This window comes from Dankookia sp. P2, assembly GCF_050632255.1.
GTDB lineage: Bacteria > Pseudomonadota > Alphaproteobacteria > Acetobacterales > Acetobacteraceae > Paracraurococcus.
The window spans coordinates 2075523-2099110 of sequence record NZ_CP192581.1 but is presented as its reverse complement, the minus strand read 5'-3'; the positions used below and the strand labels follow the sequence as shown (position 1 = coordinate 2099110).

At 72.2% G+C, this 23588-nt stretch carries 29 protein-coding genes and 7 pseudogenes; 28 read left to right on the top strand and 8 right to left on the bottom strand.

All coding sequences use genetic code 11. From position 1 onward, the window contains the following. Nucleotides 1-176 precede the first annotated feature (176 nt). From ACQ86J_RS12460 to ACQ86J_RS12430, 7 genes and pseudogenes are all read left to right on the top strand, one after another. A pseudogene (locus tag ACQ86J_RS12460) lies at nucleotides 177-1202 on the top strand (ABC transporter substrate-binding protein). Between the two features lie 396 nt (nucleotides 1203-1598). Further along, entirely contained in the window at nucleotides 1599-2603 is a 1005-nt protein-coding gene (locus ACQ86J_RS12455) for a M20 family metallo-hydrolase (RefSeq protein ID WP_431271345.1), read from the top strand. 550 nt (nucleotides 2604-3153) lie between these two features. Further along, nucleotides 3154-3394 (top strand): annotated as a pseudogene (locus ACQ86J_RS12450) (acyl carrier protein). 76 nt (nucleotides 3395-3470) lie between these two features. Continuing rightward, nucleotides 3471-4709 (top strand): beta-ketoacyl-ACP synthase II, encoded by a 1239-nt coding sequence (fabF, locus tag ACQ86J_RS12445; protein ID WP_431272385.1) that lies wholly within the window; start codon nucleotides 3471-3473, stop codon nucleotides 4707-4709. Between the two features lie 80 nt (nucleotides 4710-4789). Further along, nucleotides 4790-5122 carry a hypothetical protein gene (locus tag ACQ86J_RS12440; RefSeq protein ID WP_431271344.1) on the top strand — a complete coding sequence of 111 codons (333 nt, stop codon included), beginning with the start codon at nucleotides 4790-4792 and terminating at the stop codon, nucleotides 5120-5122. Beyond that, on the top strand, nucleotides 5086-5784 hold the full coding sequence (gene mltG / locus ACQ86J_RS12435; protein WP_431271343.1) for an endolytic transglycosylase MltG: 699 nt from the start codon (nucleotides 5086-5088) through the stop codon (nucleotides 5782-5784). The genes ACQ86J_RS12440 and mltG overlap by 37 nt, the downstream gene beginning before the upstream one ends. Nucleotides 5785-5866: 82 nt before the next feature. Further along, entirely contained in the window at nucleotides 5867-6850 is a 984-nt protein-coding gene (locus ACQ86J_RS12430) for an alpha/beta fold hydrolase (RefSeq protein WP_431271342.1), read from the top strand. Nucleotides 6851-6978: 128 nt separating this feature from the next. On the opposite strand, the gene ACQ86J_RS12425 is transcribed toward ACQ86J_RS12430, so the two are convergent. Both ACQ86J_RS12425 and ACQ86J_RS12420 read right to left on the bottom strand, forming a co-directional pair. Next, nucleotides 6979-7137, bottom strand: coding sequence for a DUF6726 family protein (locus tag ACQ86J_RS12425; protein WP_133292003.1), 159 nt, complete (start codon nucleotides 7135-7137; stop codon nucleotides 6979-6981). Between the two features lie 49 nt (nucleotides 7138-7186). Beyond that, nucleotides 7187-7828: an ABC transporter ATP-binding protein gene (locus ACQ86J_RS12420; RefSeq protein WP_431271341.1), complete on the bottom strand. Its 642-nt coding sequence runs from the start codon at nucleotides 7826-7828 to the stop codon at nucleotides 7187-7189. A gap of 176 nt (nucleotides 7829-8004) precedes the next feature. Between ACQ86J_RS12420 and ACQ86J_RS12415 the strand changes: the two genes are divergently transcribed. The 8 genes from ACQ86J_RS12415 (at nucleotide 8005) to ACQ86J_RS12380 (ending at nucleotide 11513) form a co-directional block, all read left to right on the top strand. Then, the gene (locus tag ACQ86J_RS12415) at nucleotides 8005-8490 is read left to right on the top strand and encodes a GDSL-type esterase/lipase family protein (RefSeq protein ID WP_431271340.1); all 486 of its coding nucleotides are present in this window, start codon (nucleotides 8005-8007) and stop codon (nucleotides 8488-8490) included. Then, entirely contained in the window at nucleotides 8469-8603 is a 135-nt protein-coding gene (locus tag ACQ86J_RS12410; RefSeq protein ID WP_431271339.1) for a hypothetical protein, read from the top strand. The genes ACQ86J_RS12415 and ACQ86J_RS12410 overlap by 22 nt, the downstream gene beginning before the upstream one ends. A 15-nt stretch (nucleotides 8604-8618) precedes the next feature. Next, the gene (gene thpR, locus ACQ86J_RS12405; protein WP_431271338.1) at nucleotides 8619-9155 is read left to right on the top strand and encodes an RNA 2',3'-cyclic phosphodiesterase; all 537 of its coding nucleotides are present in this window, start codon (nucleotides 8619-8621) and stop codon (nucleotides 9153-9155) included. Next, entirely contained in the window at nucleotides 9124-9507 is a 384-nt protein-coding gene (locus ACQ86J_RS12400) for a hypothetical protein (RefSeq protein ID WP_431271337.1), read from the top strand. The genes thpR and ACQ86J_RS12400 overlap by 32 nt, the downstream gene beginning before the upstream one ends. Nucleotides 9508-9540: 33 nt before the next feature. After that, on the top strand, nucleotides 9541-10041 hold the full coding sequence (locus ACQ86J_RS12395) for a YcnI family protein (protein ID WP_431271336.1): 501 nt from the start codon (nucleotides 9541-9543) through the stop codon (nucleotides 10039-10041). Nucleotides 10042-10063: 22 nt separating this feature from the next. Next, complete coding sequence (locus ACQ86J_RS12390; RefSeq protein ID WP_431271335.1) at nucleotides 10064-10519, top strand: copper chaperone PCu(A)C; 456 nt, start codon at nucleotides 10064-10066, stop codon at nucleotides 10517-10519. 8 nt (nucleotides 10520-10527) lie between these two features. Beyond that, nucleotides 10528-11271 (top strand): trypsin-like serine peptidase, encoded by a 744-nt coding sequence (locus ACQ86J_RS12385; RefSeq protein WP_431271334.1) that lies wholly within the window; start codon nucleotides 10528-10530, stop codon nucleotides 11269-11271. 65 nt (nucleotides 11272-11336) lie between these two features. Beyond that, complete coding sequence (locus tag ACQ86J_RS12380; RefSeq protein ID WP_431271333.1) at nucleotides 11337-11513, top strand: hypothetical protein; 177 nt, start codon at nucleotides 11337-11339, stop codon at nucleotides 11511-11513. Between the two features lie 229 nt (nucleotides 11514-11742). Here the strand turns inward: ACQ86J_RS12380 and ACQ86J_RS12375 are convergent, their stop codons facing one another. Further along, nucleotides 11743-12138, bottom strand: a complete 396-nt coding sequence (locus ACQ86J_RS12375; protein WP_431271332.1) for a metallopeptidase family protein — start codon at nucleotides 12136-12138, stop codon at nucleotides 11743-11745. Nucleotides 12139-12200: 62 nt separating this feature from the next. On the opposite strand from ACQ86J_RS12375, the gene ACQ86J_RS12370 reads away from it, so the two are divergent. Beyond that, entirely contained in the window at nucleotides 12201-12491 is a 291-nt protein-coding gene (locus tag ACQ86J_RS12370) for a 4a-hydroxytetrahydrobiopterin dehydratase (RefSeq protein WP_431271331.1), read from the top strand. Nucleotides 12492-12546: 55 nt separating this feature from the next. Here ACQ86J_RS12370 and ACQ86J_RS12365 read toward each other — a convergent pair whose 3' ends face one another. After that, nucleotides 12547-12948 (bottom strand): Rrf2 family transcriptional regulator, encoded by a 402-nt coding sequence (locus ACQ86J_RS12365; protein WP_431271330.1) that lies wholly within the window; start codon nucleotides 12946-12948, stop codon nucleotides 12547-12549. A gap of 119 nt (nucleotides 12949-13067) precedes the next feature. On the opposite strand from ACQ86J_RS12365, the gene ACQ86J_RS12360 reads away from it, so the two are divergent. The 5 genes from ACQ86J_RS12360 to ACQ86J_RS12340 all read left to right on the top strand — a co-directional run bounded on the left by ACQ86J_RS12360 (nucleotide 13068) and on the right by ACQ86J_RS12340 (nucleotide 16000). Beyond that, nucleotides 13068-13559, top strand: a complete 492-nt coding sequence (locus ACQ86J_RS12360; protein ID WP_431271329.1) for an MmcB family DNA repair protein — start codon at nucleotides 13068-13070, stop codon at nucleotides 13557-13559. A gap of 70 nt (nucleotides 13560-13629) precedes the next feature. Next, on the top strand, nucleotides 13630-13938 hold the full coding sequence (locus ACQ86J_RS12355) for a hypothetical protein (protein ID WP_431271328.1): 309 nt from the start codon (nucleotides 13630-13632) through the stop codon (nucleotides 13936-13938). After that, a complete protein-coding gene (locus tag ACQ86J_RS12350) occupies nucleotides 13935-14792 on the top strand; it encodes a hypothetical protein (RefSeq protein WP_431271327.1) in 858 nt (285 codons plus the stop codon). The genes ACQ86J_RS12355 and ACQ86J_RS12350 overlap by 4 nt, the downstream gene beginning before the upstream one ends. 8 nt (nucleotides 14793-14800) lie before the next feature. Further along, nucleotides 14801-15010 carry a hypothetical protein gene (locus ACQ86J_RS12345; protein WP_431271326.1) on the top strand — a complete coding sequence of 70 codons (210 nt, stop codon included), beginning with the start codon at nucleotides 14801-14803 and terminating at the stop codon, nucleotides 15008-15010. 69 nt (nucleotides 15011-15079) lie between these two features. Further along, the gene (locus ACQ86J_RS12340; protein WP_431271325.1) at nucleotides 15080-16000 is read left to right on the top strand and encodes a hypothetical protein; all 921 of its coding nucleotides are present in this window, start codon (nucleotides 15080-15082) and stop codon (nucleotides 15998-16000) included. Here ACQ86J_RS12340 and ACQ86J_RS12335 read toward each other — a convergent pair. Both ACQ86J_RS12335 and ACQ86J_RS12330 read right to left on the bottom strand, forming a co-directional pair. Next, a complete protein-coding gene (locus tag ACQ86J_RS12335; RefSeq protein ID WP_431271324.1) occupies nucleotides 15997-16434 on the bottom strand; it encodes a PaaI family thioesterase in 438 nt (145 codons plus the stop codon). The genes ACQ86J_RS12340 and ACQ86J_RS12335 overlap by 4 nt on opposite strands. Before the next feature lie 164 nt (nucleotides 16435-16598). After that, nucleotides 16599-16931, bottom strand: coding sequence for a hypothetical protein (locus ACQ86J_RS12330; protein WP_431271323.1), 333 nt, complete (start codon nucleotides 16929-16931; stop codon nucleotides 16599-16601). Nucleotides 16932-17237: 306 nt separating this feature from the next. Between ACQ86J_RS12330 and ACQ86J_RS12325 the strand changes: the two genes are divergently transcribed. The 3 genes and pseudogenes from ACQ86J_RS12325 to ACQ86J_RS12315 all read left to right on the top strand — a co-directional run. Further along, nucleotides 17238-18464, top strand: a complete 1227-nt coding sequence (locus ACQ86J_RS12325; RefSeq protein ID WP_431271322.1) for a M24 family metallopeptidase — start codon at nucleotides 17238-17240, stop codon at nucleotides 18462-18464. Nucleotides 18465-18618: 154 nt separating this feature from the next. Further along, complete coding sequence (locus ACQ86J_RS12320; RefSeq protein ID WP_431271321.1) at nucleotides 18619-19224, top strand: hypothetical protein; 606 nt, start codon at nucleotides 18619-18621, stop codon at nucleotides 19222-19224. Between the two features lie 4 nt (nucleotides 19225-19228). After that, a pseudogene (locus ACQ86J_RS12315) lies at nucleotides 19229-19396 on the top strand (cyclase family protein); the annotation flags it as partial. A gap of 311 nt (nucleotides 19397-19707) precedes the next feature. Here ACQ86J_RS12315 and motA read toward each other — a convergent pair. Continuing rightward, a pseudogene (gene motA, locus ACQ86J_RS12310) lies at nucleotides 19708-20575 on the bottom strand (flagellar motor stator protein MotA). Further along, nucleotides 20572-21582 (bottom strand): flagellar motor protein MotB, encoded by a 1011-nt coding sequence (locus tag ACQ86J_RS12305; RefSeq protein WP_431271320.1) that lies wholly within the window; start codon nucleotides 21580-21582, stop codon nucleotides 20572-20574. The pseudogene motA and the gene ACQ86J_RS12305 overlap by 4 nt, the downstream one beginning before the upstream one ends. Before the next feature lie 226 nt (nucleotides 21583-21808). On the opposite strand from ACQ86J_RS12305, the pseudogene ACQ86J_RS12300 reads away from it, so the two are divergent. From ACQ86J_RS12300 to ACQ86J_RS12285, 4 genes and pseudogenes are all read left to right on the top strand, one after another. Continuing rightward, nucleotides 21809-22626, top strand: a pseudogene (locus ACQ86J_RS12300) (ABC transporter substrate-binding protein). Between the two features lie 11 nt (nucleotides 22627-22637). Beyond that, a pseudogene (locus tag ACQ86J_RS12295) lies at nucleotides 22638-22967 on the top strand (ABC transporter substrate-binding protein); the annotation flags it as partial. 64 nt (nucleotides 22968-23031) lie between these two features. Then, nucleotides 23032-23424: a hypothetical protein gene (locus tag ACQ86J_RS12290; protein ID WP_431272826.1), complete on the top strand. Its 393-nt coding sequence runs from the start codon at nucleotides 23032-23034 to the stop codon at nucleotides 23422-23424. 18 nt (nucleotides 23425-23442) lie between these two features. Further along, a pseudogene (locus ACQ86J_RS12285) lies at nucleotides 23443-23586 on the top strand (ABC transporter permease); the annotation flags it as partial. Nucleotides 23587-23588: the final 2 nt, after the last annotated feature.

The window sequence follows — 23588 nt, the reverse complement described above, 5'->3', positions numbered from 1 at the left end:
GGCGCTGGGCGGGCTGCCCTTCCGCCGCGCGAGGGCCCAAGGGACGAACAATCCGGCCAACACCATCAAGCTCGGCTTGCCGGTCGACCTATCCGGCATGTACCGCGACGTCACCGGCCAGACCTCGGTCGCCGCGGCGCGCCAGGCGATCCAGGATTTCGGCCAGCGCGGCTTCAATGTGGAGCTTCGTCTACGCCGACCACCAGAACAAGCCGGATGTCGGCGTCAACATCGCCCGGCAATGGTTCGACCGCGACGGCGTCGACTGCCTGGTGGACATCGCCACCTCCTCCGTCGCGCTCGCCGCCAACGACATCTGCCGGGAGAAGAACAAGGTCCATATCAACAGCTCGGCCGCGAGTTCGGACCTGACCGGCATCCGCTGCTCGCCGAACATGGTGCACTGGACCTACGACACCTGGATGCTGGCCAATTCTGGTCGGCGGCGCGACGGTCCGGGCGGGCGGTGACAGCTGGTTCTTCATCACCGCCGACTATGCCTTCGGCCATGCGCTGGAGAGGGACACCGGCGGCTTCGTCAAGGCGGCCGGGGGAAGATCCTCGGCAGCGTGCGGACGCCCTTCCCGGGCACCTCGGACTTCTCCTCCTTCCTCGTGCAGGCGCAGGCCAGCGGCGCCAAGGTGATCGGCCTGGCCAATGCCGGCACCGACACCACCAACTGCGTCAAGCAGGCGGCCGGATCTGGCCTGACCCGGCGCGGCATCCGCCTCGCCTCGCTGCTGCTCTTCATCACCGAGGTGCATTCGCTCGGCCTGCGCACCGCCGCCGGGCTGATCGTGACCGAGAGCTTCTACTGGGACCTGAACGACCGCACGCGGGCGCTGACCGCGCGAATCCGGCCGCAGATCGGCAATGCCGGCTTCGCCAGCACCCATGCCGGGACCTATGCCGGCACGCTGCACTACCTGAAGGCGGTGGCCGATATGGGTGTGGCGGCCGCCAAGGCCGATGGCGCGGCCGCGGTGGCGCGGATGAAGGCGATGCCGACCGACGACGACGCCTTCGGGGCGGGCCGCATCCGCGAGGATGGCCGCAAGCTGCATCCCGCCTTCCTGTTCGAGGTGAAGCGGCCGGAGGAGAGCAAGGGGCCCTGGGACTACTACAAGCTGCTGCAGACCACCCCGGCGGAGGAGGCCTTCCGGCCCCTGGGCCAGGGTGGCTGCCCGTTGGTCAAGGCGTAGCCCGCGATCGTCCCGGGTGGAGACACCCGGGACGTGGATCGCTGGCTCGACATTGGCTGGACAGGCCTCGCCCTGGCATGGCAAGGGCAGGGCCGGTCCCAGTTCCGCCGGCGGCGCCTTCGCGCTAGACCGGCCGCCTTCCGAAGGACCGAGGCGGCATGAGCGGCACCAACCAGCGCATCGACGGCAAGCGGCTGTGGGACAGCCTGATGTCCATGGCCGAGATCGGCGCGACGCCGAAAGGCGGGGTGAGGCGCCTGACGCTGACCGAGGTGGATCGTGCCGGCCGCGACCGCTTCCGCGGCTGGTGCGAGGCGCTGGGCCTGACTGTCCGAGTGGACGCCATCGGCAACATGTTCGCGCGCCGCGAAGGGCGCGACCCCCACCCGGCTGCCCGTGCTGCTCGGCAGCCACCTCGACAGCCAGCCCTCCGGCGGCAAGTTCGACGGTGCGCTCGGCGTCATCGCCGGGCTCGAGGTGATGCGCAGCATGGCCGACCTCGGCATCGTGACCGAGGCGCCGGTCGAGCTGGTCAACTGGACCGACGAGGAGGGCAGCCGCTTTGGCCATTCGCTGATGGGCAGCGGCGCCTGGGCCGGGGTCTACCCGCTGGAGAAGGTCTATGCCCTGCGGGACGTCGACGGCGTCAGCGTCAATGAGGCGCTGACCGCGATCGGCTACAAGGGCGACCACCCCGCGCGGCCCTTCCCGGCCGATGCCTATTTCGAGCTGCATATCGAGCAGGGGCCGATCCTTGAGCAGGAAGGCAAGCGGATCGGCATCGTCACCGGTGCCCAGGCGCAGGTCTGGTACGACGCGGTCGTCACCGGCCAGGACGCCCATGCCGGCACCACCCCGCCCGCCGCCCGGCGCGACGCGCTGGTCTGCGCCGCCCGCATCATCGACCTGGTGGACCGCATGATGCGGGCGCGGGAGGACGGCCGCGGCACCGTCGGCCAGCTGCATGTCCTGCCCAACAGCCGCAATGTGGTGCCCGGGGAGGTCCGCTTCAGCGTCGAATCCCGCCACCCCGACTTTGCCGAGATCGAGCGACTGGCCGCGCAATTCCCGCGCGAGGCCGGTTTCCTGGCGCGCGACTGCGGCACCCCGCTGCAACTGACCGAGCTGTTCCGCCTGCCTGCCCAGCCCTTCGATGCCGGCTGCGTCGACCTCGTGCGCCAGGCTGCCGCCCGGCTCGGCCTGCCGGCGCGGGAGATCGTTTCGGGCGCCGGTCATGATGCGGTCTATGTCGCCCGCTCCGTGCCGACCGCGATGATCTTCACCCCCTGCAAGGACGGGCTCTCCCACAACGAGGCCGAGAGCATCGAGCCGGAGGAGGCCGAGGCAGGGTGCCAGGTGTTGTTCGAGGCGGTGCTGGCCCGGGCCAACCGGGCCTTGTAGGCTGCGCCGCCGCCATCGCCCGAATGTTCGCGCAACGGCCAGGCAACCTCCGCTAGGCTCGCCCGCTTTCCCCTCCAGCAGGCGAAGCGGCGGATGGCGCGCGTGGAAAAGCCCCCGGTTTTCAAGCGTCAGGTCTTCCGGCACCGTGCCCCGCCCGGCGGTTGGCCGGACGGGCCTTTCTGGCTCCTCGCCGCCGCCTCGGCCGCCGCGCCGGTGGCCGTGCTGGGGCAGGGGGCACCCTGCCGGTGGCGATCCTCGCCGCCCTGGCCTGCCTGGCGAGTCCAGGTGCGGCGATCGAGGCCATGATGGGCCTGGCCCGGCTGGCCCTGGCGGTCGCGCCGCCGCCGCGCTAGAGACTTTGCAACAGGACCGGCGCCCCGGCCTGCTGCCGGGATGGGGTGTCGCGGACCGCTGGGTAGGGGCTTGCCATCCCGGCAAACACCGCCTAGGCCCGCTCCGGGTTCCGTGTTAAGCCCCCGGCTCTTTGGGGAGCCCCGTCCCGGGGCCGCCAGGGTGCAGTCACGCGCCGTTATCAGGAGAACACCAGGCGATGAGCGATACCGCCGAGAAGGTTAAGAAGATCGTTGTCGAGCACCTGGGCGTGGAAGAGGCCAAGGTCACGAACGACGCCTCCTTCATCGACGACCTGGGCGCCGACAGTCTCGACACCGTCGAAGCTGGTCATGGCCTTCGAGGAGGCCTTCGGCGTGGAAATCCCCGACGACGCCGCCGAGAAGATCACGACCGTGAAGGACGCGATCGCCTACATCGACGAGCACAAGGCGGCCTGAAGGCGGCCGGACAGGGACGGAGAGGCCAAGCGTGTTCGCTAACGGAGCCGCGCCGCGGCGTGTCGTCATCACCGGCATGGGCATCGCCTGCCCGCTCGGTCTTGGCGTGGAGCATGTCTGGAAGCGGCTGATCGCGGGCGAGAGCGGCATCTCCGCCATCCAGTCCTTCGACACCAAGGACCTGCCGGCGAAGATCGCCGGCCAGGTTCCGGTCGGGTCCAAGGCCGAGGGCAAGCTCGACCTCGCCGAATGGATCCCGGTCAAGGACCAGAAGAAGATGGACCGCTTCATCCAGCTCGCCCTCGTGGCGGCGGTCGAGGCGGTCGAGGATTCGGGCTGGAAGCCGGAAGACGAGGAGGGCCGCTGCGCCACCGGCGTCATGATCGGCTCCGGCATCGGCGGCCTCCAGACGATCCACGAGGCCTCGCAGCACGTCGCCGCCGGCCGCACCAAGCGGATCTCGCCCTTCTTCATCCCCTCGGCGCTAATCAACCTGGCCTCCGGCCATGTCTCGATCCGGTACGGCTTCAAGGGTCCGAACCACTCCGTGGTCACGGCCTGCGCCACTGGCGTGCATGCATTGGGCGATGCGGCGCGGCTGATCGCCTTCGGCGATGCCGATGTCATGGTCGCCGGCGGGGCCGAGGCCGCGGTCTCCGAGATCGGCATGGCGGGCTTCTGCGCCTCCCGCGCGCTGTCCACCGCCTACAACGACACCCCGCAGCAGGCCTCCCGGCCCTGGGACGAGGGCCGCGACGGCTTCGTGATGGGCGAGGGCGCCGGCGTCATGGTGCTCGAGGCGCTGGACCACGCGAAGGCCCGCGGCGCCGAGATCTATGCCGAGGTCATCGGCTACGGCATGTCGGGCGATGCCTACCACATTACCGCTCCGTCCGAGACCGGCGACGGCGCCTATCGCTCGATGCGCTCGGCGCTGAAGAGCGCGGGCGTGGCGCCATCCGAGGTCCAGTACGTCAACGCCCATGGCACCTCGACGCCGCTCGGCGACGACCTGGAGCTCGGTGCGGTGGAGCGGCTCTGGGGCGAGGACGGCAAGCACCTGGCGATGTCCTCCACCAAGTCGGCGATCGGCCACCTGCTGGGCGCCGCCGGCGCGGTCGAGGGCATCTTCTCGGTGCTGGCGATCCGCGACCGCGTCGCGCCGCCGACGCTGAACCTCGAGAAGGCCTCGCGCGAGAGCAGCATCGACCGCGTCGCCAAGGTGGCGCAGGAGCGGCCGATCGAGGTCGCGCTGTCGAACAGCTTCGGCTTCGGCGGCACCAACGCCAGCATCGTCTTCCGCGCCGCGCCCTGAGGGCGCGGTTTCGCGCGCATCCGCTGGCCGGCTTGCGCGTTCGCGCGGGATGACGATGCACCTTTTCCGGTTTCCCCTGCATGGCTAGGGCACTGCGCCGTCTCGGCGTGGCGCTGCTGGCGCTTGGTGTCCTCGCGGGACTTGCCGGCTGGCAGGCGCTCCGGCTCTACCATGCGCCCGGGCCGCTGGCCGCCCCCGCCCAGGTCGTCGTGCCGCGCGGCGGAACCGAGGTTATCGCCGGCACGCTGCTGCAGGCCGGCGTGATCGCCGATGCCCGCAGCTTCGCCGCCGCTGCCTGGGCGACCCGCGGGCAGGGCCCGCTGCGCGCCGCCGAATTCGCCTTTCCCCCGGCGCCTCGCTCGAGCAGGTACTGGCCGTGCTGCGCAGCGCGCGGCCAGTGCAGCGTCGGCTGACCATCCCGGAAGGGCTGACGGCGCGGCAGATCGTCGGCGTCCTGCGCGAGGCGCCCGGCCTCGTCGGCGAGGTCACGGCGCCCGAGGAAGGCGCCGTGCTGCCGGAGACCTATGCCTACCAATGGGGCGACGACCGCGCCGCGCTGCTGCGCCGGGCCGAGGGCGCCATGCTGGTCGCGCTCAACACAGCCTGGACCGAACGCGCCGAGGGCCTGCCCCTGGCCACCCCGCGCGAGGCGCTGGTGCTCGCCTCGATCGTCGAGCGCGAGACGGCGCTGCCCGAGGAGCGGCCGCGCATCGCCGCGGTCTTCCTGAACCGGCTGCGGCGCGGCATGCCGCTGCAATCCGACCCGACGGTCGCCTATGCCGCCGCCGAAGGCGGGACGCTGGACCGACCGCTGGGCCGGGCCGACCTCGACCGCGAGCACCCCTTCAACACCTACCGCATCCGCGGTCTACCGCCGGGGCCGATCGCCGCGCCCGGGATGGCGTCGCTGCGCGCCGTGACCCGCCCGGCGGCGACCGAGGACCTGTTCTTCGTCGCCGACGGCAGCGGCGGCCATGCCTTCGCCCGGACGCTGGAGGAGCACAACCGCAACGTCGCCCGTTGGCGCGAGATCGAGCGGCGCCGCGCGGAGAACGCGGTGCCGGTGACCCGCTAGCCGCCACAGGCGGAACCGACCGGGAGCCTCCCCGTTGGCATGTGCTGCAACGCAGCATCGAATGCTCGGAGGACCTCCCCGTTTGACCCGCTTCCCCACCGCCCGCCACTTCGCCGCCAAGCCCGCCGCCCGCCTGCCGCTGATCGGCGCCGCCGTCCTCGGTGGCCTTGCCCTGCTGAACAGCCTGGCGGCAAAGCGCGCCGAGCGGCGCCACCCGCCGCAGGGCCGCTTCATCGAGGTCGATGGCGTGCGGCTGCACTACACCGACCGCGGCACCGGCCCGGCGGTGGTGCTGGTGCACGGCAACCTGGTCAGCGGCGGCGACTGGGACAGCAGCGGCGTCGCCCCATCCCTGCTGGAGAATCACCGGGTCATCGCCTTCGACCGGCCTGGCTTCGGCCATAGCGACCGGCCGCGCGGCAAGCTCTGGACCGCTGAGGCGCAGGCCGAGCTGCTCTACAAGGCGGCGAAGCAACTCGGGGTCGAGCGGCCAGTGGTGGTCGGGCATTCCTGGGGCGCCATCGTCGCGCTGGCCATGGCGCTGAACCACCAGGCCGACATCAAGGGTGCCGTGCTGGTGTCCGGATACTATTTCTGGACGCTGCGGCCCGACGTGCTGCCGGTGACCCTGGCCGCCATCCCGGGCTTCGGCGACATCCTGCGCTACACCGTCTCGCCGCTGCTCGGGCGGCTGACGCTGCCGCTGGTGAAGCGGGCGATGTTCTCGCCGCGCACGGTGCCGGCGCGGTTCGATGCGGAGTATTCGGAGGGGATGGCGATGCGGCCGTCCCAGCTGCGCGCGGCCGCCGACGATGGCGCGCTGATGATCCCCGGCGCGCTGGAATTCCGCGACGAGCTTGGCAGCCTCACGGTCCCGACGGTGATCCTGGCCGGAGCGGGGGACAAGGTGGTGTTCAGCGACATGGCGACGCGGCTGCACGAGGCGTTGCCGCGCAGCATCCTGCATGTCATCCAGGGGCCGGGCACATGGTGCATTATGCCGTGCCGCGGCAGCTTGCGGCGACCATCGCGGCGGTGGCGCGGACCGGTGCGCTGCCGGGCGTGACCGCGAAGGCGGCCTGAGCAGGCCTCTTTGTTCCCATAAGTCTGGCACGCGTCGCGTGACGGGTGTCAGACCTGACGAAATAGATGAGGGGGGGCCGGGGAGAATACCTTCTCCCCCGGCCTTTTCCTTCAGTCGATCGCGTCGCCCACTGCATGGATCGGCGCGCCGATCGGCTTGCCGATCACCGGCACGACGGAGATGACGTCGCCCGTCACCCGGAAGGGCAGGGCGACCAGCCCGCAACCCGAGAGCGTCAGGGCGGCGAGCAGCAGCAGGGCCATGCGCATGGCGGACTCCTTTGCCGTTGAATGCGAAACGCCGCGCCGGGCACGCCGTTCAGCGCGCCGCGTCCTCCACCACCCCGCCATCCTCCATCCGCACCACCCGGCCGCAGCGCGCCGCCAGGTGCTCGTCATGCGTGATCAGCAGCAGCGTGGTGCCGAGCCGCGCCTGCAGCCCGAAGAGCAGGTCCATCACCGCGACGCCGGTCGCGCGGTCGAGGTTGCCGGTCGGCTCGTCCGCCAGCAGCAGCGGCGGCTCGGCCACCGTTGCCCGGGCAAGCGCCACCCGCTGCTGCTCGCCGCCCGAAAGCTGGCCGGGATAGTGGCCGATGCGATGCGCCAGCCCGACCGCCTCCAGCGCGGCCCGGGCGCGGTCGAAGGCGTCGCGGCGGCCGGCGAACTCCAGCGGGATCGCCACGTTCTCCAGCGCCGTCATGGTGGGGACGAGGTGGAAGGCCTGGAAGACGATGCCGACCGTCTCCCGCCGGAAGCGGGCCAGCGCGTCCTCACCCATTCCGCCGAGGTCGCGACCGGCGACGCGCAGCACCCCGCCCGTCGGCTTCTCCAGCCCCGCGAGCAGCATGAGGAGCGAGGTCTTGCCCGAACCCGAAGGCCCGACCAGCCCGACCGCCTCGCCGCGCCGGATGGTCAGGTTCACCCCGCGGAGAATGTTGACCTCGCCGGCCGCCCCCGCCACCCTGAACCGCAGGTCCCTGGCCGCGATGAGCGAGATCGGCTGCGTCGTCTCCGGCCAGGGATCGGGAGTGGCTTGCGATGCTGTCCATGGCGCCTTCTGGTTTCCGGGCTGCCGCTGGATATGGCCGTCGCGCCGCGCTGGGAACAGCCCTCGCCAGCGCCATCGCCGGTATCGGAGTGTTTCGGGCCACCGCGGCGACGGCGCCGATCCGGTTGCTGGCACTGGGCGACAGCCTGACCGCCGGTTACGGCCTGCCGCAAGGCCAGGGCTTCGTGCCGCGGCTGCAGGCCGAACTCGCGGCGCGCGGCCGGACGGTGCAGGTGATCGACGCCGGTGTCTCCGGCGACACCACGGCCGGCGGCCTCGCACGGCTCGACTGGGCGCTGGCGGAGAATCCGCAGGCGGCGATCGTCGCACTCGGCGGCAATGACGGGCTGCGCGCCCTGCCGCCGGCGCAGAGCCGCGCCAGCCTGACCGCCATCCTGGACAAGCTCAAGGCCCGCGGCATCCCGGTGCTGCTGGCCGGGATGCTGGCGCCCCCAATCTCGGCGCCGCATACGGCCGGGAGTTCGCCGCCGTCTTCGCCGATCTCGCGCAGCAGCGGCCGGAGCTGGTCTTCTACCCCTTCTTCCTGGACGGCGTGGCGGGCGATCCGGCGCTGAACCAGCCGGATGGCATCCACCCGAACGAGCGGGGGCTGGCGGAGATCCTCCGCCGCATGCTCCCCGCGGTCGAGACATTGCTGGAGCGGGTGCCGAACCCGCCCGCCGGATGATGGGGAGACAGGCTGATGATACGCCTCTTCGTCGCGCTCGCTCTGCCGGCCGCCATCAAGGCGCAGCTGGCCCTGCTCTCGGGCGGGATCCCCGGCGCCAAATGGGTGCCGCCGGAGAACTACCACCTGACGCTCCGCTTCATCGGCGAGGTCGAATCCTGGCGCGCCGAGGAGGTGGACGAGGCGCTGGCCAATATCCGCGCCCGACCTTTCGAGCTTTCGCTGCGCGGGGTCGGCACCTTCGAGAAGGCCGGGCGGATCGGCAGCCTCTGGGTCGGCGTCGAGAAGACGGAGCAGCTCGGCTTCCTGCAGACCAAGGTGGAGACCGCGCTGCAGCGGATCGGGCTGGAGCCGGAGCGCAAGCGCTTCGCGCCGCACGTCACCCTGGCGCGCACCGACCGGGCGGCGCCGGAGAAGCTGGTCGCCTTCGTCCAGGCGCACAACCTGTTCCGCCTGCCGCCGATGGCGGTCGAGCACTTCACGCTGTATTCCTCCCGCCTCGGCAAGGAAGCGGCGGTCTATGTGCCGGAGGTGGAGTACGAGCTGGCCTGAAGCGCGGGACGGCGCGGCAAGGACGCTGACCGCCCGGCTGACCCTGCGCCTGCTGCTCGGCCTGGCGCTGCTGCTGGCGCCGCTCGCGGCAAGGCAGGTTGCGCCCGTTGCCACCATCCCGGTCTGCACCGCCGAGGGCGGCGTCCGGCACATCCCCGACCCGCTGGCGCCGGCGGTCCCGGGGCATGACCATTGCGAGGCCTGCCTGGCCGGGCCGCCCGCCCTGCCGGTGCCGGCGGCCGGGCTGCGGCCGCCAGCCTGGATCGCCCTGGCCTGGGCGGCGGCGGAATCGCGGCATGCCGCGCCCGCCGCCCTGCCGCCGGAACGGGCCCGCGCCCCGCCTGCCACCTGAGCGTTCCGCCCCCGAACCCTCAGGAGAATCCTGATGCGTATCCCGACCGCAATCCTGGCCGCGGGCGCCCTCTGCGCCCTGCCGGCCGCCGCCCACGTCACCCTGGACCCGACCTCCGCCCCGGCCGGCAGCTATGTCCGCGCCGCGCTCCGCGTGCCGCATGGCTGCGCCGGCGCCGCCACCACCCGCGTCACCCTCGACCTGCCGGAGGGGATCTACTCGGCCAAGCCGATGCCGAAGCCCGGCTGGCGCCTGACCATCGAGCGCCGCCGCCTGCCCCAGGCCGTCCGCAGCCCGCATGGGATGGACATGGAGGAGGAGGTCGGCCGCATCACCTGGGAAGGTGGCCCCCTGCCGGACGAACAGTACGAGGAATTCGTCGTCATGCTGCAGGCGCCGAACGAGCCGGGCGGCACGCTGTACCTGCCGGTCCGGCAGGGCTGCGAGGGCGGCAAGTCCGACATTGGGCGGAGAAGCCCGGCCCCGGCCAGGCGGCGCACGACCTCGCCCGTCCGGCGCCCGCCCTTCGCCTGACCCCGCGGTGAGGATCCCGGCCATGCATCGCCGCGCCCTCCTCCTCGCCCCCGCCCTGCTGGCGCTGCCGGCGCATGCCCAGCAGCAGGGCGACATCGCCGTCAGCATGCCCTGGACCCGCGCCGCCGGGCAGAACGGCACCGGCGCCGGCTTCCTCGCCATCGCCAACCGCGGCGCCGCGCCGGACCGGCTGGTCGGCGCCAGCAGCCCGGTCGCCCGGGTGACCGAGATCCATACCCATATCCGCGAGGGCGACATCCTGCGGATGCGCCCGGTCGCGGCGGTCGACCTGCCGCCGGGCGGCACCGTCACCCTGCAGCCCGGCGGCTTCCACCTGATGCTGATCGGGCTGAAGGAGCCGCTGATCCAGGGCCGGTCGGTGCCGCTGACGCTCCGCTTCGAGCGGGCCGGGGAGATCGAGGTGATGCTGGCGGTGCAGCCGGCCGGGGCGCGCGGCCCGATGCCGCACGGCCACTGAGCCGCGGCATGCGCGGACCGGGCCCGGCGCGCGCCCTCGGGCTGCTCGCGGCGCTGCTGCCGGGGCTGGCCGCGGCGCAGCCGGCCGCGGAGCGCCCGCGCCTGCCCGGGATCGGCGCCGCCGACCCTCGCCGGCCGGTCGACCTGGAGCAACCGCCCTGGCGCGCGCTCGGCCGGGTGCAGCAGGACCTCGGCAAGCGGTGCTCCGGCGCCCTGGTCGGGCCGCGCCTGGTGCTGACCGCGGCGCATTGCCTGGTGGCGCCGCGCAGCGGCAACCTGGTGCAGCCGGAAACCCTGCATTTCCTGCTTGGCTACGACCGCGGCCGCTTCGCTGGCCATGGCCGGGTCACCGGTGTCCAGGTGGCGCCAGGCTACCGCCCGGACGGCAAGGGTCCGCGCGGGGCGGACTGGGCGCTGCTGACGCTGGATGCGCCGCTCGGCACTCCGGACCGGGTGTTGCCGCTGCTGCCGGCGCCGCCCGCGCCGCGCACGCCGCTGATGCTCGGCGGCTACCAGCAGGACCGGCCGGAGATGCTGCTGGCCGATACCGGCTGCCACGCCATCGGCCTGGCGCAGGGCGGCGCGCTGTTGTTGCACGACTGCGCCGGCACCTATGGCGCGAGCGGCGCGCCGGTGCTGGCGCAGGCGCCGGATGGCCGCTGGGCGGTGGCCGGCGTCACCTCCAGCCAGGTGGCCGACCTGGCGATGGGCGCCGCCGTCGCGGTGCAAAGCTTCGCCGCCGCGCTGCGCTGACCCGGCGCGACCATTGCCCGGTCCAGCCGCTGCTGCCGGGGTGGCCGCGCCTCCGCCGGCTGCCGATGGAGGCCCGGCTGTTCTCTCCCTTCGCCATTGCGGCGATGCTGCTCGTACTCGCGGCCGGCTTCGCGTGGCTGAACCATCGGGTGTTCCACCTGCCCAGTTCGATCGGCCCGCCGGCCATGAGCTTGCGCTGCCCGGCCGGCTGGTCGCGGTGGCGGGCAGCGTCGCGGTGCTGAGCCGCTTCATCGAATTCGTCGGCGGCACCGTCCCGGTCCTGGTCTGGGGCGGGCTGCGCGGCGGTATCTCGGTGGCGTTGGGTTCGGTCTGCCGGAGGGGCCGGAGAAGCCGGGCACCCTGGCGGCGACCTATGCGGTGGCGGTCTTCAGCATCCTGGTGCAGGGCGGCAGCCTCGGCCCCGTCGCCCGGCGCAGCACCCGGCGCGCGGCGGCGGCGGAATCGGGGCGGCTACTCCCCTTCGCGCTCCAACCGGTCAATATCCGCGTCCGAAAGGCCGAAATGATGGCCGATCTCGTGGATCAGCACGTTGCGGACCAGGCGGAACAGATCCTCCCCGGTCTCGATCCATTCCAGCAGGATCGGTTCGCGGAACAGCAGGATGGTGTCGGGCGAGAGCGGCACGTCCAGCACGCTCTTCTGGGTCAGCGGCACGCCGCGGTAGAGCCCGGTGAGGTCCCAGGGATTGTCGATCTCCATCTCGGCCAGGATCTCGTCATCCGGCGTCTCCTCCACCACGATGGCGGTGCCGCGCACCAGGTCGCGCAGCGGGGCGGGGATGGCGGAGAGCGCGGTCTCCGCCATATCGAGCAGGTCTTCGAGGCTGGGCGGGGTGCCGTGGCGCATGCCGCGCAGCGGAGGCTGTGCGGGCGGCGCCGTCAAGCAGCAGATCTCGGGAGGGTGCGGGTATGGTCGAGCGGCTGGATGCGGCGGCACGGGCGGGGCTGGCGGCGGCTCTGCCGGCGTGGCGGCCGGTGGAGGGGCGCGACGCGATCCGCCGCGAATTCCGCTTCCGCGACTTCTCCGAGGCCTGGGGCTTCATGGCCCGGGTGGCGCTGCTGGCGGAGGCACAGGACCACCATCCCGAATGGTCCAATATCTGGAACCGGGTGGAGATCCTGCTGAGCACGCACGATGCCGGCGGCCTCTCGGCGCGGGACATCCGGCTGGCGCGCGCGATCGACGCGCTGCTGGGCTGAGGCGGATCGCCGGGCGGCGGGGCCGTCCGGGGCGGTGACGACGCCGTGCCGGCGCCTATTCGGCGACGGCGCGCTCGGCGTGTTCGCCGAGGCCTGCCGCGAGCTGGGCGATGGTCGTCTTGCTGAAATCGGCCATCAGGGCCGTCTCCGCCTGATCGAAGCGCTGACGCAGCAGCTTCGGCACCATCCGGCCGACGGTGCATTCGGCGTTGGTCTTCTTGTGGATTCCCAGCAGTTTCTCCTTCTCGGGGTGGATCGCCCGCCAGACGTCACGCAGGGTGATCTGCGTCGCCGGGCGGGAGAGCGAGGCGCCACCCGGTCCGCGCTGGACGGCGATGAGCCCCGCCCGAGACAGCTGACCGGCGATGCGGCGCACCACCACAGGGTTGGTTCCGATGCTCCAGGCCAGCCGCGCACTGGTGGAATCGCCGTCGGAATCGTCGGCGATGAGGAGCAAGATATGGGAGAGCGACGGAGAAGCGTGTTGCAATCATGTCCAGGAATGTACGGCTTGCGACATTTGACAGCTTCCCCGCAGAAAGAACAGTGGCCCCGCCATGCACGGAGCGGTTTTAGATGAATAATCTGGTCGCGCGTGGCGTGCCGGTCGCAGCGGCCGCGCGTACCCTTGCGGTCTGCCGGGCCGCCACCCGCTTCTGCGCCCTGCGCGGTTGGGTCCCGGTGCCCGAGATGCCGCTGCCGAACGGCAGGCGGGCGGACATACTGGCGCTTCTGCCGGGCGGCGACTTCGCCATCATCGAGGTGAAATCCTGCGCCCGGGACTATCTTTCGGACCTCAAGTGGCCGGACTACCGGGAGTTCTGCGACCGGCTCTACTTCGCCGTGGATCTTGATTTCCCGCAGGAGCTGCTGCCCGGGGATGCCGGGCTGGTGGTGGCGGAGGGGCGGGAGACGGCCCTGCTGCGCGAGGCCCCGGCGCACCCGCTGGCTTCCGCCCGGCGCAAGGCGTTGCTGCAGCGCTATGCCCGGGTGGCCGCCGGGCGGCTCGCCGCGCTGTCCGACCCCGAGGCGCATGCCGAGCTGCGCGCCGCGCTGAAGGTCGAATAGCCGAGGCCGCCGGGCCGCCGGCCATCCGGGGCGGAACGCTTTCTTCATCCGTCGGGCGCAGGCTGGCGCCATGGCCGCCCCCGAGACCCTACCCTGGCTCGCCCGGTACGATGCCGGAAAATACCAGCCCGTCACCTTCCTCGAACGCGGGGTGGTGCTGCCCTTCACCACGCCCACGCTGCTCGGCGGCCGCATCCGCCCGGGCGAGCGCAAATCGCCGGAACTGGTCTCCGGCCAATCCGGCCGGGGCGGAAGGCGTCTATATCCTGCCCTGGTCCGGCATGCCGGATGTCTGCACCCCGACCTTGCACGACCGTGCGCTCTGGGGCCGGGTCGCCCAACTGGCGATCCTCACGCCCTCGCACCGTCCGCCAGGTGACCCGGGCGGTGGCGGCGGAAGGCTTGGCCGGCCGCGCTGCCGCCCGCGCAGCGGCCGAGGCCGAGAAGGCCACGCGCGACGCCTGCACCTTCACCCATTACCACCTGCTGCTCGAGCTCGTCCGCCAGGGCGACCCGGATGGCCAGGCCTCGCCGCTGCGGCCCGGCGACCTGGCAGCGCTGGAGCAGCGGGCCCGGGCGGTGCTGGTCGCCCGCCGCACCGATGGCAGCCTCAGCCCCGCCTCGGCCTTCGAGGCGCTGGCGGAGCTGGCCGAGGTGGTCGAGCCCTGCGGCCTGCCGGGCGACCCGACCCGCGCGCGGCTGCCGCAGCTGGCCGGCGAGATCGCCGGGGTCATCCAGGACCTGGGCCGCTGGGCCGACCTCGCGGGTCCGGCCGAGCGGAGCTGCATCCGCCTGCTCTCGGACGGCGCCATGCTCACCCACCGCTGCTTCCGCGTCGCGTTGAAGGAGCTGCATGACCAGCTCGGCGACCTCTGGACCATGGTACAGCGCTGGCGCCTGGCGCCGGAGGCTGTCTCCGCGCTCGCCGCCCGGCCGGAATGGCTGCTGGATGGCTGGGAGCTGATCTGCGGGCTCTGGCGCGCCGCAGGCGAAAGCCAGCGCGCGCGCCGCCTTGCTCGACATGGCGTCGCTGGTGCCGATGATCCCGGGCGAGGTCGGCGACTGGATGGGCTTCGACGCCGCGGGGGCGATGGAGGGGCATCGCTCCGGCCTCCGGCAATGGCGGCGCACGGTGCAGGCAAACCAGGACTGGATGAGCGGCCGGATGATGGACCTGACCGCCCGCAACGAAAGCCTGCGGGCGCATTGCGCATGACCGGGCGGGCCGCATGAACGGGGCGATGCGCGAGCTGCGCCAGCTCGGCCAGGCCGCGGCCGCGGCCGATGACGCCGCTCTGGCCCGGCTAGTGGCGATGCTGGACGGGCTGCCCGAGCGGGGGAGGTGGACCGCGTGCTCGACCCGGTGCGGCCGCGGCTGCGGGCGCTCGGCCTGCCCCGGCCGCTCGGCCTGCCGCGGCTGCTCTTCCTGCCGCTCGACGGCGCCATCCTGACGCCGGCCCGCTGGGGCGCGCGGCGCCGCCACGCTGCCGCGCAGCGCGCTGCTGGCGCTGGCCTGCGCGGTGCAGGTGGCGCTGGGGGCGGAGGGAAGGGCGATCGCCGCCGCCTGCGCACCGCTCTCGACCAACGATCTCGGGGCGATCGCCGCGCTGGGCGCCCGGCTCTGGCCGGCCGCGGCCGAGGCGCTGCCGCAGGCCGCCCCGCCGGGCTGGGCGGCGACCGGGCTGGCGCCGGCCGACTATGCCCCCGTCGCGGCGCTCTGCCGCCCGGTCTGGCGGGCCGGGCCGGCGATCTGGGCGGCCCTGGCCAGCGCGGTCGCCGGGCCGCCGCCGGAACTCGCGCGCGCGGCGCTGGCCGCGGTGGCGCCGGCCGGGCCGGGGCCGCTCTCGGCCACGCTGGCGACCTTGCTGCAGCGGGCGAGCGAGCCGGGCGCCCTGGCGCAGCTCGCGGCCGGGCTGGACCCGGCGGCCCGGGCGGTCGCGGTGCAGGCGCTGGACCAAATGCTGGCGGCGCCGCCGCCGCCCTTCGCCACGCTCGATCCGCAGACGGCGGCCGAGATGGCGCTGCTGACCGCGCACCGCCTGGAGAACCTCGAGAACTGCGCGCTGCTCGGCGGCGACCGGCAGCGACAGGTGCAGGCCTGCCGCCGCGCCGCGGACGAGGCCTGCCGGGCCGGATTCCTGGCCGCGGCGGAGCGGCAGCTGGTGGCGCCGGCGTTGCGGCTGGCCGAGGCATCGGCGGTGACCGACGCCGAGGTCGAGGGGATGGAGGAAGGCGCACGGCGGCTCAGGGCGCTGGAAGGCGCCGGGCGGAAGCTCGGCGGCGCCGCGGCCTATGACCGCGCCTTGCGCGACCTCACCGCCAGCCTCGGCGCGCTGGGCAGCCGGGCGCGGCATCCGCATGGGCTGCGGCCGGTCGACCTCGCCCGCAGCGTCGAGATCCTGGCCGGACCGGAGGCGGCGGCTGCGCTGCTGAAACCCTAGGCCTCGACCGGCACGCCCCGCGGGTCGCCGCTGCCGGCGCGGTAGCGGTGGGTCGAGGAGCCGAAGGCGACCAGCGTCCCGGCCGCGTCGAAGACCTCCGTCCGGCAGAAGAAGACGTTGCGGCCGGCGGTGACCACCTTGCCCTCCGCGGTCAGCCGGCCGCCGATCGTGGCCTGGCCGGTGAAGCGGCAATCGAGGTCGAGCGTGACCGCGCGCCGCACCCGCGCCGGGTCCGGGCAGAACAGCCCGGCGAAGGCTGCGGCCTGGTCGATCATCGCCAGCACGACTCCGCCATGGACGATGCCGGAGCGGTTGGCGTGGTGTGCCTCGGTGTCGCAGACCAGCTTCGCATAGCCGTCGCGCCATTCCGCAACCTCGACGCCGAGATGCGCGTGGAAGGGGGAATGGGCATGCGGGAAATCGGGGTGGCTCATGCCCTGCCGCCTGGTGGCTGTGGGTTCATCCGGGACGCTGCGGAGGCCGGCGCGGACCGTCCGGCACGTGGCGCAAGCGCCAGCCCCCATGAAGCGCAAACACCGGCGGCTGGGTAGGCATGAACCGCCACGGGGCGACGAAAAGCCCGGGCGGCGCGGTTCCCTCAGCCCCGGCGATAGGGGTAGCAGCGGGCCCGGTCCAGCACGATGCCGAAATGCCGGGCGAGGGCGTCGACGGCATGGCCGTGCGCCGGGTAGGGGTCGGCATTGTCCTGCCCGACGACGACCGGGCGGGCCGCCGGGTCGGGTGGCCGCGCCGCCGGCAGCATGGCGGTCACCAGCGCGCACCCCTCCGCGTCCCGCAGCGTGAGGAAGGCCGGCATCACGCGCCGGATATGCGCCGCGCGCCCGATATCCTGCTCGATATAGGGAATCCCGACAGGATCGTAGGATTGCGCGGCTGCCTCGTAGGCGCGGCGGAAATGCTTCGACGGCATGGCGCATCAGCTCGGATCCTGCGCCGCCTCGGCCTCGGTTTCGATCTGGAACCAGGTCTGCCCACCCGCAGCGTCGCATACGAACCGCATCAAGCCACTCCCGCTCGCCCTGCCACGCTGCGGATCTGGGGTGGATGACGCCGGCGTACACCCCGCCGCGACGCGCCCGGCGCGGGACGCGGAAGCGGGATCCGCTCGCGTCTTGGTGTCCTGCGGCCGGCGGGCCGGGCTTTCCAGCCCTTGCCTGCGTCCCCGGCTTGCGGCCCACTACCCGGCACTGCATGCCATCCGAAGGGGAGACGCGCCGTGTCCGCCACCATGCAATCCCGTGCCATCGCGCCGGGTCCGGCCGAAGACCGTGTCGTGCAGGGACGTCCGCCATTCGACACCGCCCGCCTCGACGCCCTGCTCGGGGAAGCCGATGTCGATGCGGTGGTGACGACCTCGCGCCAGGCGTCGCAATACATGCTCGGCGGCTACAGCTTCCCCTTCTTCGACCACCGCGATGCCATCGGCCTCAGCCGCTACCTGCCGGTCATGGTCTATGTCCGCGGCCGCCCGGACCTGACGGCCTATGTCGCGCACCGGCTGGAAAAGCACGAGCACCAGCTCGGGCGGTTCTGGACACCGGTGGTGAAGACGGCGTCCGGCACCACGACGGACGCGATCGAGCATGCGGTCGCCTATCTGCGCAGCCTCGACGTGCCGCTGCGCCGGGTCGGCATCGAGCCGGCCTACCTGCCCTCGGACTCCGCTTCCGTGCTGCGCGACGGGCTGGCGAATCGCGCGCTGCTCGATGTCAGCCAGGCGCTCGAGCGCCTGCGGGCCCGCAAGAGCCCGGCCGAGATCGCCCTGCTGCGCGAAGCCTCCGAACGCGTGGTCGGGTCCATGCTCGCCACCTTCGCCGCCTGCGCGCCCGGCATGACGAAGGCCGAGCTCGTGGCCCGGCTGCGGCAGGAGGAGGAGCAGCGCGAACTGACCTTCGAATATTGCCTGATCACCGCCGGCACCGGCCTGAACCGGGCCGCCTCGGCCCAGCCGATCCAGCCGGGCGACATCCTCTCGCTCGATTCCGGCGGGCGCTACCGCGGCTATATCGGCGACCTCTGCCGCATGGGCATCGTCGGCGAGCCGGACAGCGAGCTGCAGGACCTGCTGGCGGCGGTGGATGCGATCCAGCAGAAGGCGCGCGGCAGGATCCGAGCGGGCGTGCGCGGCGGCGAGGTGCAGGCCGCCGGTGAGGATGCCGCGGCAGCGTCGCCGCTGTCGCAGCACCTGGAATTCCTGGCGCATGGCATGGGCCTGGTGCAGCACGAGGCGCCCTGGCTGACCGCGCATGGCCCCATCCCCTATGCGGCCCATGATGCCGAGCGTGCGCTCGAGGCTGGCATGGTGCTCTCGGTCGAGACGACGCTGCTCCACCCGGCGCGCGGCTTCATCAAGCTCGAGGACACCGTCGTGGTGACCGAGACGGGCCTCGAGCCGCTCGGCGATGCCGGGCGGGGCTGGAACCGGGCGGGCGGCCAGGCCTGAGGCGAAGCCGGCCGGATGCATGCCGCGGCGCCGGCGGCCGCGAGTCACGGGACCGGGATCGCCGCAGCAACGGGCTTGGCTTCGGCGCCGCGCGCCTGATTAAACTTTCGCGGGCTCTCCATTCGGCTCGAAGCGAAAAACTGAGGAAACACCCATGCAGGCTTTCGGTCGTCTGGCGGTCCTGGCCGGCTTCGCCCTCTCGCTCGCGGCGTCGCCGCCACCCGCCGCCGCGCAGGATGCCGGCATGAAGCAATGGACCCGCGGCAAGGGCTGGGGCTGGGTCTGGGGACCGCAGGACGAGGTCGGCGCGCTGAACGAGATGACCGACGCCTCGCGCCAGGCCGCGCTGCGCCTCGCCGCGCAGGGCAAGACCTACGACCTCGGCCTGCCCTACGACCGGAACTCCTACCGGTGGCCGGGTCACAATCCAGGCGAGATCATCTCCTTCCGCACGCCCGAAGGCGTGGCGCGGCAGCGCGACCTGTCCTTCACCACTCCCGAGAGCGGCAATGGCAGCCGGACCGGCTGGCACAGCAGCGCCATGTTCATCAGCGACAACGTCGCCACCCAGATCGACGGCCTTGGCCACATCACCGTCGGCGAGGACAACCATTGGTACAATGGCTTCAAGGAAAGCGACTGGGGCGGTAATTTCGGCATCCGCAAGGCCGATGTCACCACCATCCCGCCCATCGTCGCCCGTGGCGTGCTGATCGACGTGGCCGGCCAGAAAGGCGTCGACGCGCTGTCCAAGGGCTAGTGAGATCACCGTCGCCGACCTGGAAGCGGCCCTCAGAGGGCAGAATGTCGACGTGACCCCCGGCACGGTGGTCCTCATCAGGACCGGCACGGCGCGCTACTGGGGCGAGAACGGCGCCGACCACGCCAAGCTCAGCGATCCCGATACCGCCGGCATCGGCATGGCCGCGGCGAAATGGCTGGTCGAGCAGAAGGGGGCGATGATGCTGGCCTCCGACACCTCCGGCCTTGAGGTGCTGCCGCCGCGGCCGCAGGACAGCGCCGCGGTAGGGGGCAGCTTCAACCCGGTGCATGTCTACCTGCTGGTGCAGCAGGGGGTGCATATCGGCGAGTTCCACAACCTCGAGAAGCTCGCGGCCGACCGGGCCTATGAGTTTGCCTATGTCGCCACGACCAATGCCATCCGCGGCTCGGTCGCCGGCACCGCGCTGCGGCCCTCGCGTTGCGCTGAGCGCAACGCGGATCCCCCGGCCGCGCCGCGGCCTCAGGCGATCTGCAGGTCCTGCAGCACCGCTTCCAGCTTCCTGGAAGCTCGGCATCAGGGCGGTCGGCGCCATCTTGCGGCCGGTCTCGACCGCCACCTGCGGCGCGTTGCCGTGAAGGTGCGCGACGAGCACGGCGCGGATGACCTCGTAGTACTTCGCCTCCTCCTCCACCACGCCCTTCAGCCGGGCGGCCATCGGCCCGACCATGCCATAGGCCAGCAGCACGCCCATGAAGGTGCCGACCAGCGCGCCGCCGATCATGCCGCCGAGGATCGCCGGCGGCTGGTCGATGCTGGCCATGGTCTTGATGACGCCGAGCACCGCGGCGACGATGCCGAGCGCGGGCAGCGCATCCGCCACCGATTGCAGGGCATGGGAAGGATGCAGCTCCTCGACCAGGATCTTCTTCAGCTCGCGCGCCATCACGTCCTCGATCTGGTGCGGGTCGTCGGCATTCATGCCGACCATGCGCAGGTAGTCGCAGATCAGCGCGGTGGCGTGGTGGTCCTTCTGGATCTTCGGGAACTTGCCGAAGGCGCTGCTTTCCTCCGGTTTCTCGATATGCGGCTCGAGCGCCATGGCGCCCTTGGTCTGGGCGAGGCGGACGAAGAAGTAGAGCAGGCTTAGCATCTCGACATAGTCGGGCTTCCTGTAGCGCGCGCCCTTCAGGATCTTGCCGAAGCCGCCGGCCACATGCTTGATGTCGCCGACGCTGTTGGCCATGACGAAGGCGCCGATGGCGGCGCCGCCGATGACGATCATCTCGTGCGGCAGGGCGTGCAGGATGATGTCGAACTTGCCGCCCGCCAGCACATAGCCGCCGAAGACGCAGGCCAGCAGGAAGACCAGGCCGCCGATCGTCGTCATGGCGGGACGGGCGCCGCGCGCAGCAGGGTGATGGCGACGCGGCGATTGCCGGCGGCGAGCGGTTCGTTCGGCAGCAGCGGCATGCGGTCGGCATGGCCGGCGACGCTCTGCAACCGCGTCTCGGCGATCCCCGCATCCAGCAGCAGGCGGCGCACCGCATTGGCCCGCTCGGCCGAGAGCTCCCAGTTCGAGCGGTCGGCGCCGCGGAAGGGGGTAGCGTCGGTATGGCCAGCGATGGCGAGCCCGTTCGGCAGCCGCGCCGCCACCGCCGCCACCTTGGCGAGCAAGGCGCGGGCGCGGTCGTTCGGCGCGGCGCTGCCGACCGGGAACATCGCCTGCCGCTCGGCATCGAGGATCTGGATCCGCAGGCCCTCTGGCACCTGCTCGACCACCAGCTGCCGCGCCAGGTCGGCCAGGACCGGGTCGTCCTGCACCGCCGCGCGGATCTCGGCAGCCGCCTGCTCGAAGGCCCGGGCCTCCCGCTTCGCCAGCTCGGCCCGTAGCGCGGCCTCTTCCAGCGCGGCGGCTTCGGCGATGCCGGGAGGAGCGGTGCCTTCCGCGGCTACGGCGCCGGAGGCCTGCGGCGCGGCCTCCCCCGGTGGCTGCGGCGGCTGCGGCGTTGCGGTCTCCGGCGGGGCGTCGGAGGGCCCGTCATCCTCAATGTCGAGGCGGACCGGGGCGCGGCCCTGCTCGATCCGGATGGCGCCGTTGTCGGAGACCATGGTACCGTCGGAATTCGGGCTGCTGCCGCCGAATGGCTCGCCCGAGCCGGTGGCGCTGCGACCAAGCGCACTTGACGGGGCGAAATAGTCCGCCAGGCCGCGGCGCTGGTCGTCCGAGGTGGCGTTCAGCAGCCACATCAGCAGGAAGAAGGCCATCATCGCCGTGACGAAATCGGCATAGGCGACCTTCCAGGCACCGCCATGGTGCCCGTCCCCGCCGGCCTCCTCCCGCTTGATGACGATGGTGGCGCCCCCGTTGCGACCGCCCTTGCCCTTGCCTGCCATCGCCCCCGCGCCGCCGCTGTCGCGCGCAGCCTGCCGCAGCCGGGCTTAAGGCCGCTCTAATGGCCGCCGGAGGGCTGCCGCCCTGGCTGGGGCAATCTGCTGCCGGCTTGGGCAGCAGGGGCCGGCGCGGCCGGGATGGCCCGAGCTTAAGGTTGGCACGAGGCTTGCGACGCCGCGCCCCGGTGCCACGGGCACCCCAACGACGTCCCACCGGGAGACGCCCTCCATGACCCTCCGGCGCCTGCTTCTCGCCGCCAGCCTTGCCGTCCTGCCAAGCCTCGCCCCCCATCTCGCTCAGGCGCAGGGCACCATCCGCATTGGCATGACCGCGGCCGACATCCCGCTGACCCACGGCCAGCCCGACCAGGGATTCGAGGGCAACCGCTTCACCGGCATCCCGCTGTTCGACGCGCTGACCGCCTGGGACCTGTCGCGCGGCGACCGGCCGACGCCGCTGGTGGCCAACCTGGCGACCTCCTGGCAGGTGGACGAGGCCGACAAGACCCGCTGGATCTTCAAGCTGCGCCCGGGGGTGAAATTCCATGACGGCTCCGATTTCAACGCCGATGCGGTCGTCTGGAACGTCCGCAAGGTGCTGGACCGGGAGGCGCCGCATTTCGACCCGCGCCAGGTCGGCCTGACCGCGACCCGCATGCCGGCGCTGCGCCGGGCGGAGAAGGTCGACGAACTGACCGTCGCGTTGGTCACGAGTGAGCCGGACAGCTTCCTGCCGATCAACCTGACCAACCTGTTCATGGCGAGCCCCACGCAGTGGAGAAGCTGCGCGCCGCGGCGCCCAGCGCCGAGGCCGCCTGGAACGCCTTCGCCGCGGCGCCGTCCGGCACCGGCGCCTTCCGCCTGACCCGGCTGGTGCCGCGCGAGCGCGCCGAATACGCCCGCAACGAGGCCTATTGGGGCGAGAAGGCGAAGGCGGACAAGATCGTCCTGCTGCCGATCCCGGAGGCGAATGCCCGCACGGCGGCGCTGCTCTCCGGCCAGCTGGACTGGATCGAGGCGCCGGCGCCGGACAGCGTGCCGTGCTGAAGGCGCGCGGCATGGTCATCCAGCAAAACCTGCAGCCGCATTTCTGGCCCTGGCAGCCCTGCTTCGCCGGCGAGAGCCCGCTGAAGGACGTGCGGGTGCGCCGGGCGCTGAACCTCGCCATCGACCGCGACGGGCTGAAGCAGCTGCTCGGCGGCTTCATGGAGCCCTCGATCGGCACCGTCGGCCCCGGCCATCCCTGGTGGGGCAACCCGGATTTCCGCATCCGCACCGACAAGGCGGAGGCGAAGCGCCTGCTGGCCGAGGCCGGCTATGGGCCGGGCAAGCCGCTCAATCTCAAGGTGCAGATCAGCCCCTCGGGCTCGGGCCAGATGCAGCCGCTGCCGATGAACGAGTTCCTGCAGCAGGACCTCAAGACTGTCGGAGTCAACGTCGAATCTCGACGTGGTGGACTGGAACACGCTCTTCACCAACTGGCGGCAGGGCTGCGCCGCGCCCTCGGCGCGCGGGGCGCATGCGATCAACGTCTCGATCTCCACCATGGACCCGTTCTTCGCCCTGGTGCGGTTCTACGACAGCAAGATGGCCGCGCCGGTGTCGAACAACTGGGGCCTGTTCAGCGATCCGCGCTTCGACGCGATGATCCGCGAGGCCCGCAACACCTTCGAGCCGGCGGCACGCGACGCGGCGCTGGCCAAGCTGCACGCGGCCGGGGTGGACGAGGCGCTGTTCATCTGGATCGCGCATGACGTCTCGCCGCGCGCCATGTCGCCGCGCGTCAAGGGCTTCGTCCAGCCGCAGAGCTGGTTCGTCGATCTCCGCCTGCCCTCCATCCAGTAACCATCGAGGGATCCCCCGATGCTTCTCTACCTGCTGCGCCGGATCCTCTATGCGGTGCCAATCGCGCTGGCGGTCGGCTTCGTCTGCTTCATGCTGGTGCAGATCGCCCCGGGCGACCCGATCAACGCCATCGTCCCGCCGGATGCGCCGGCCGATGTGGTGGA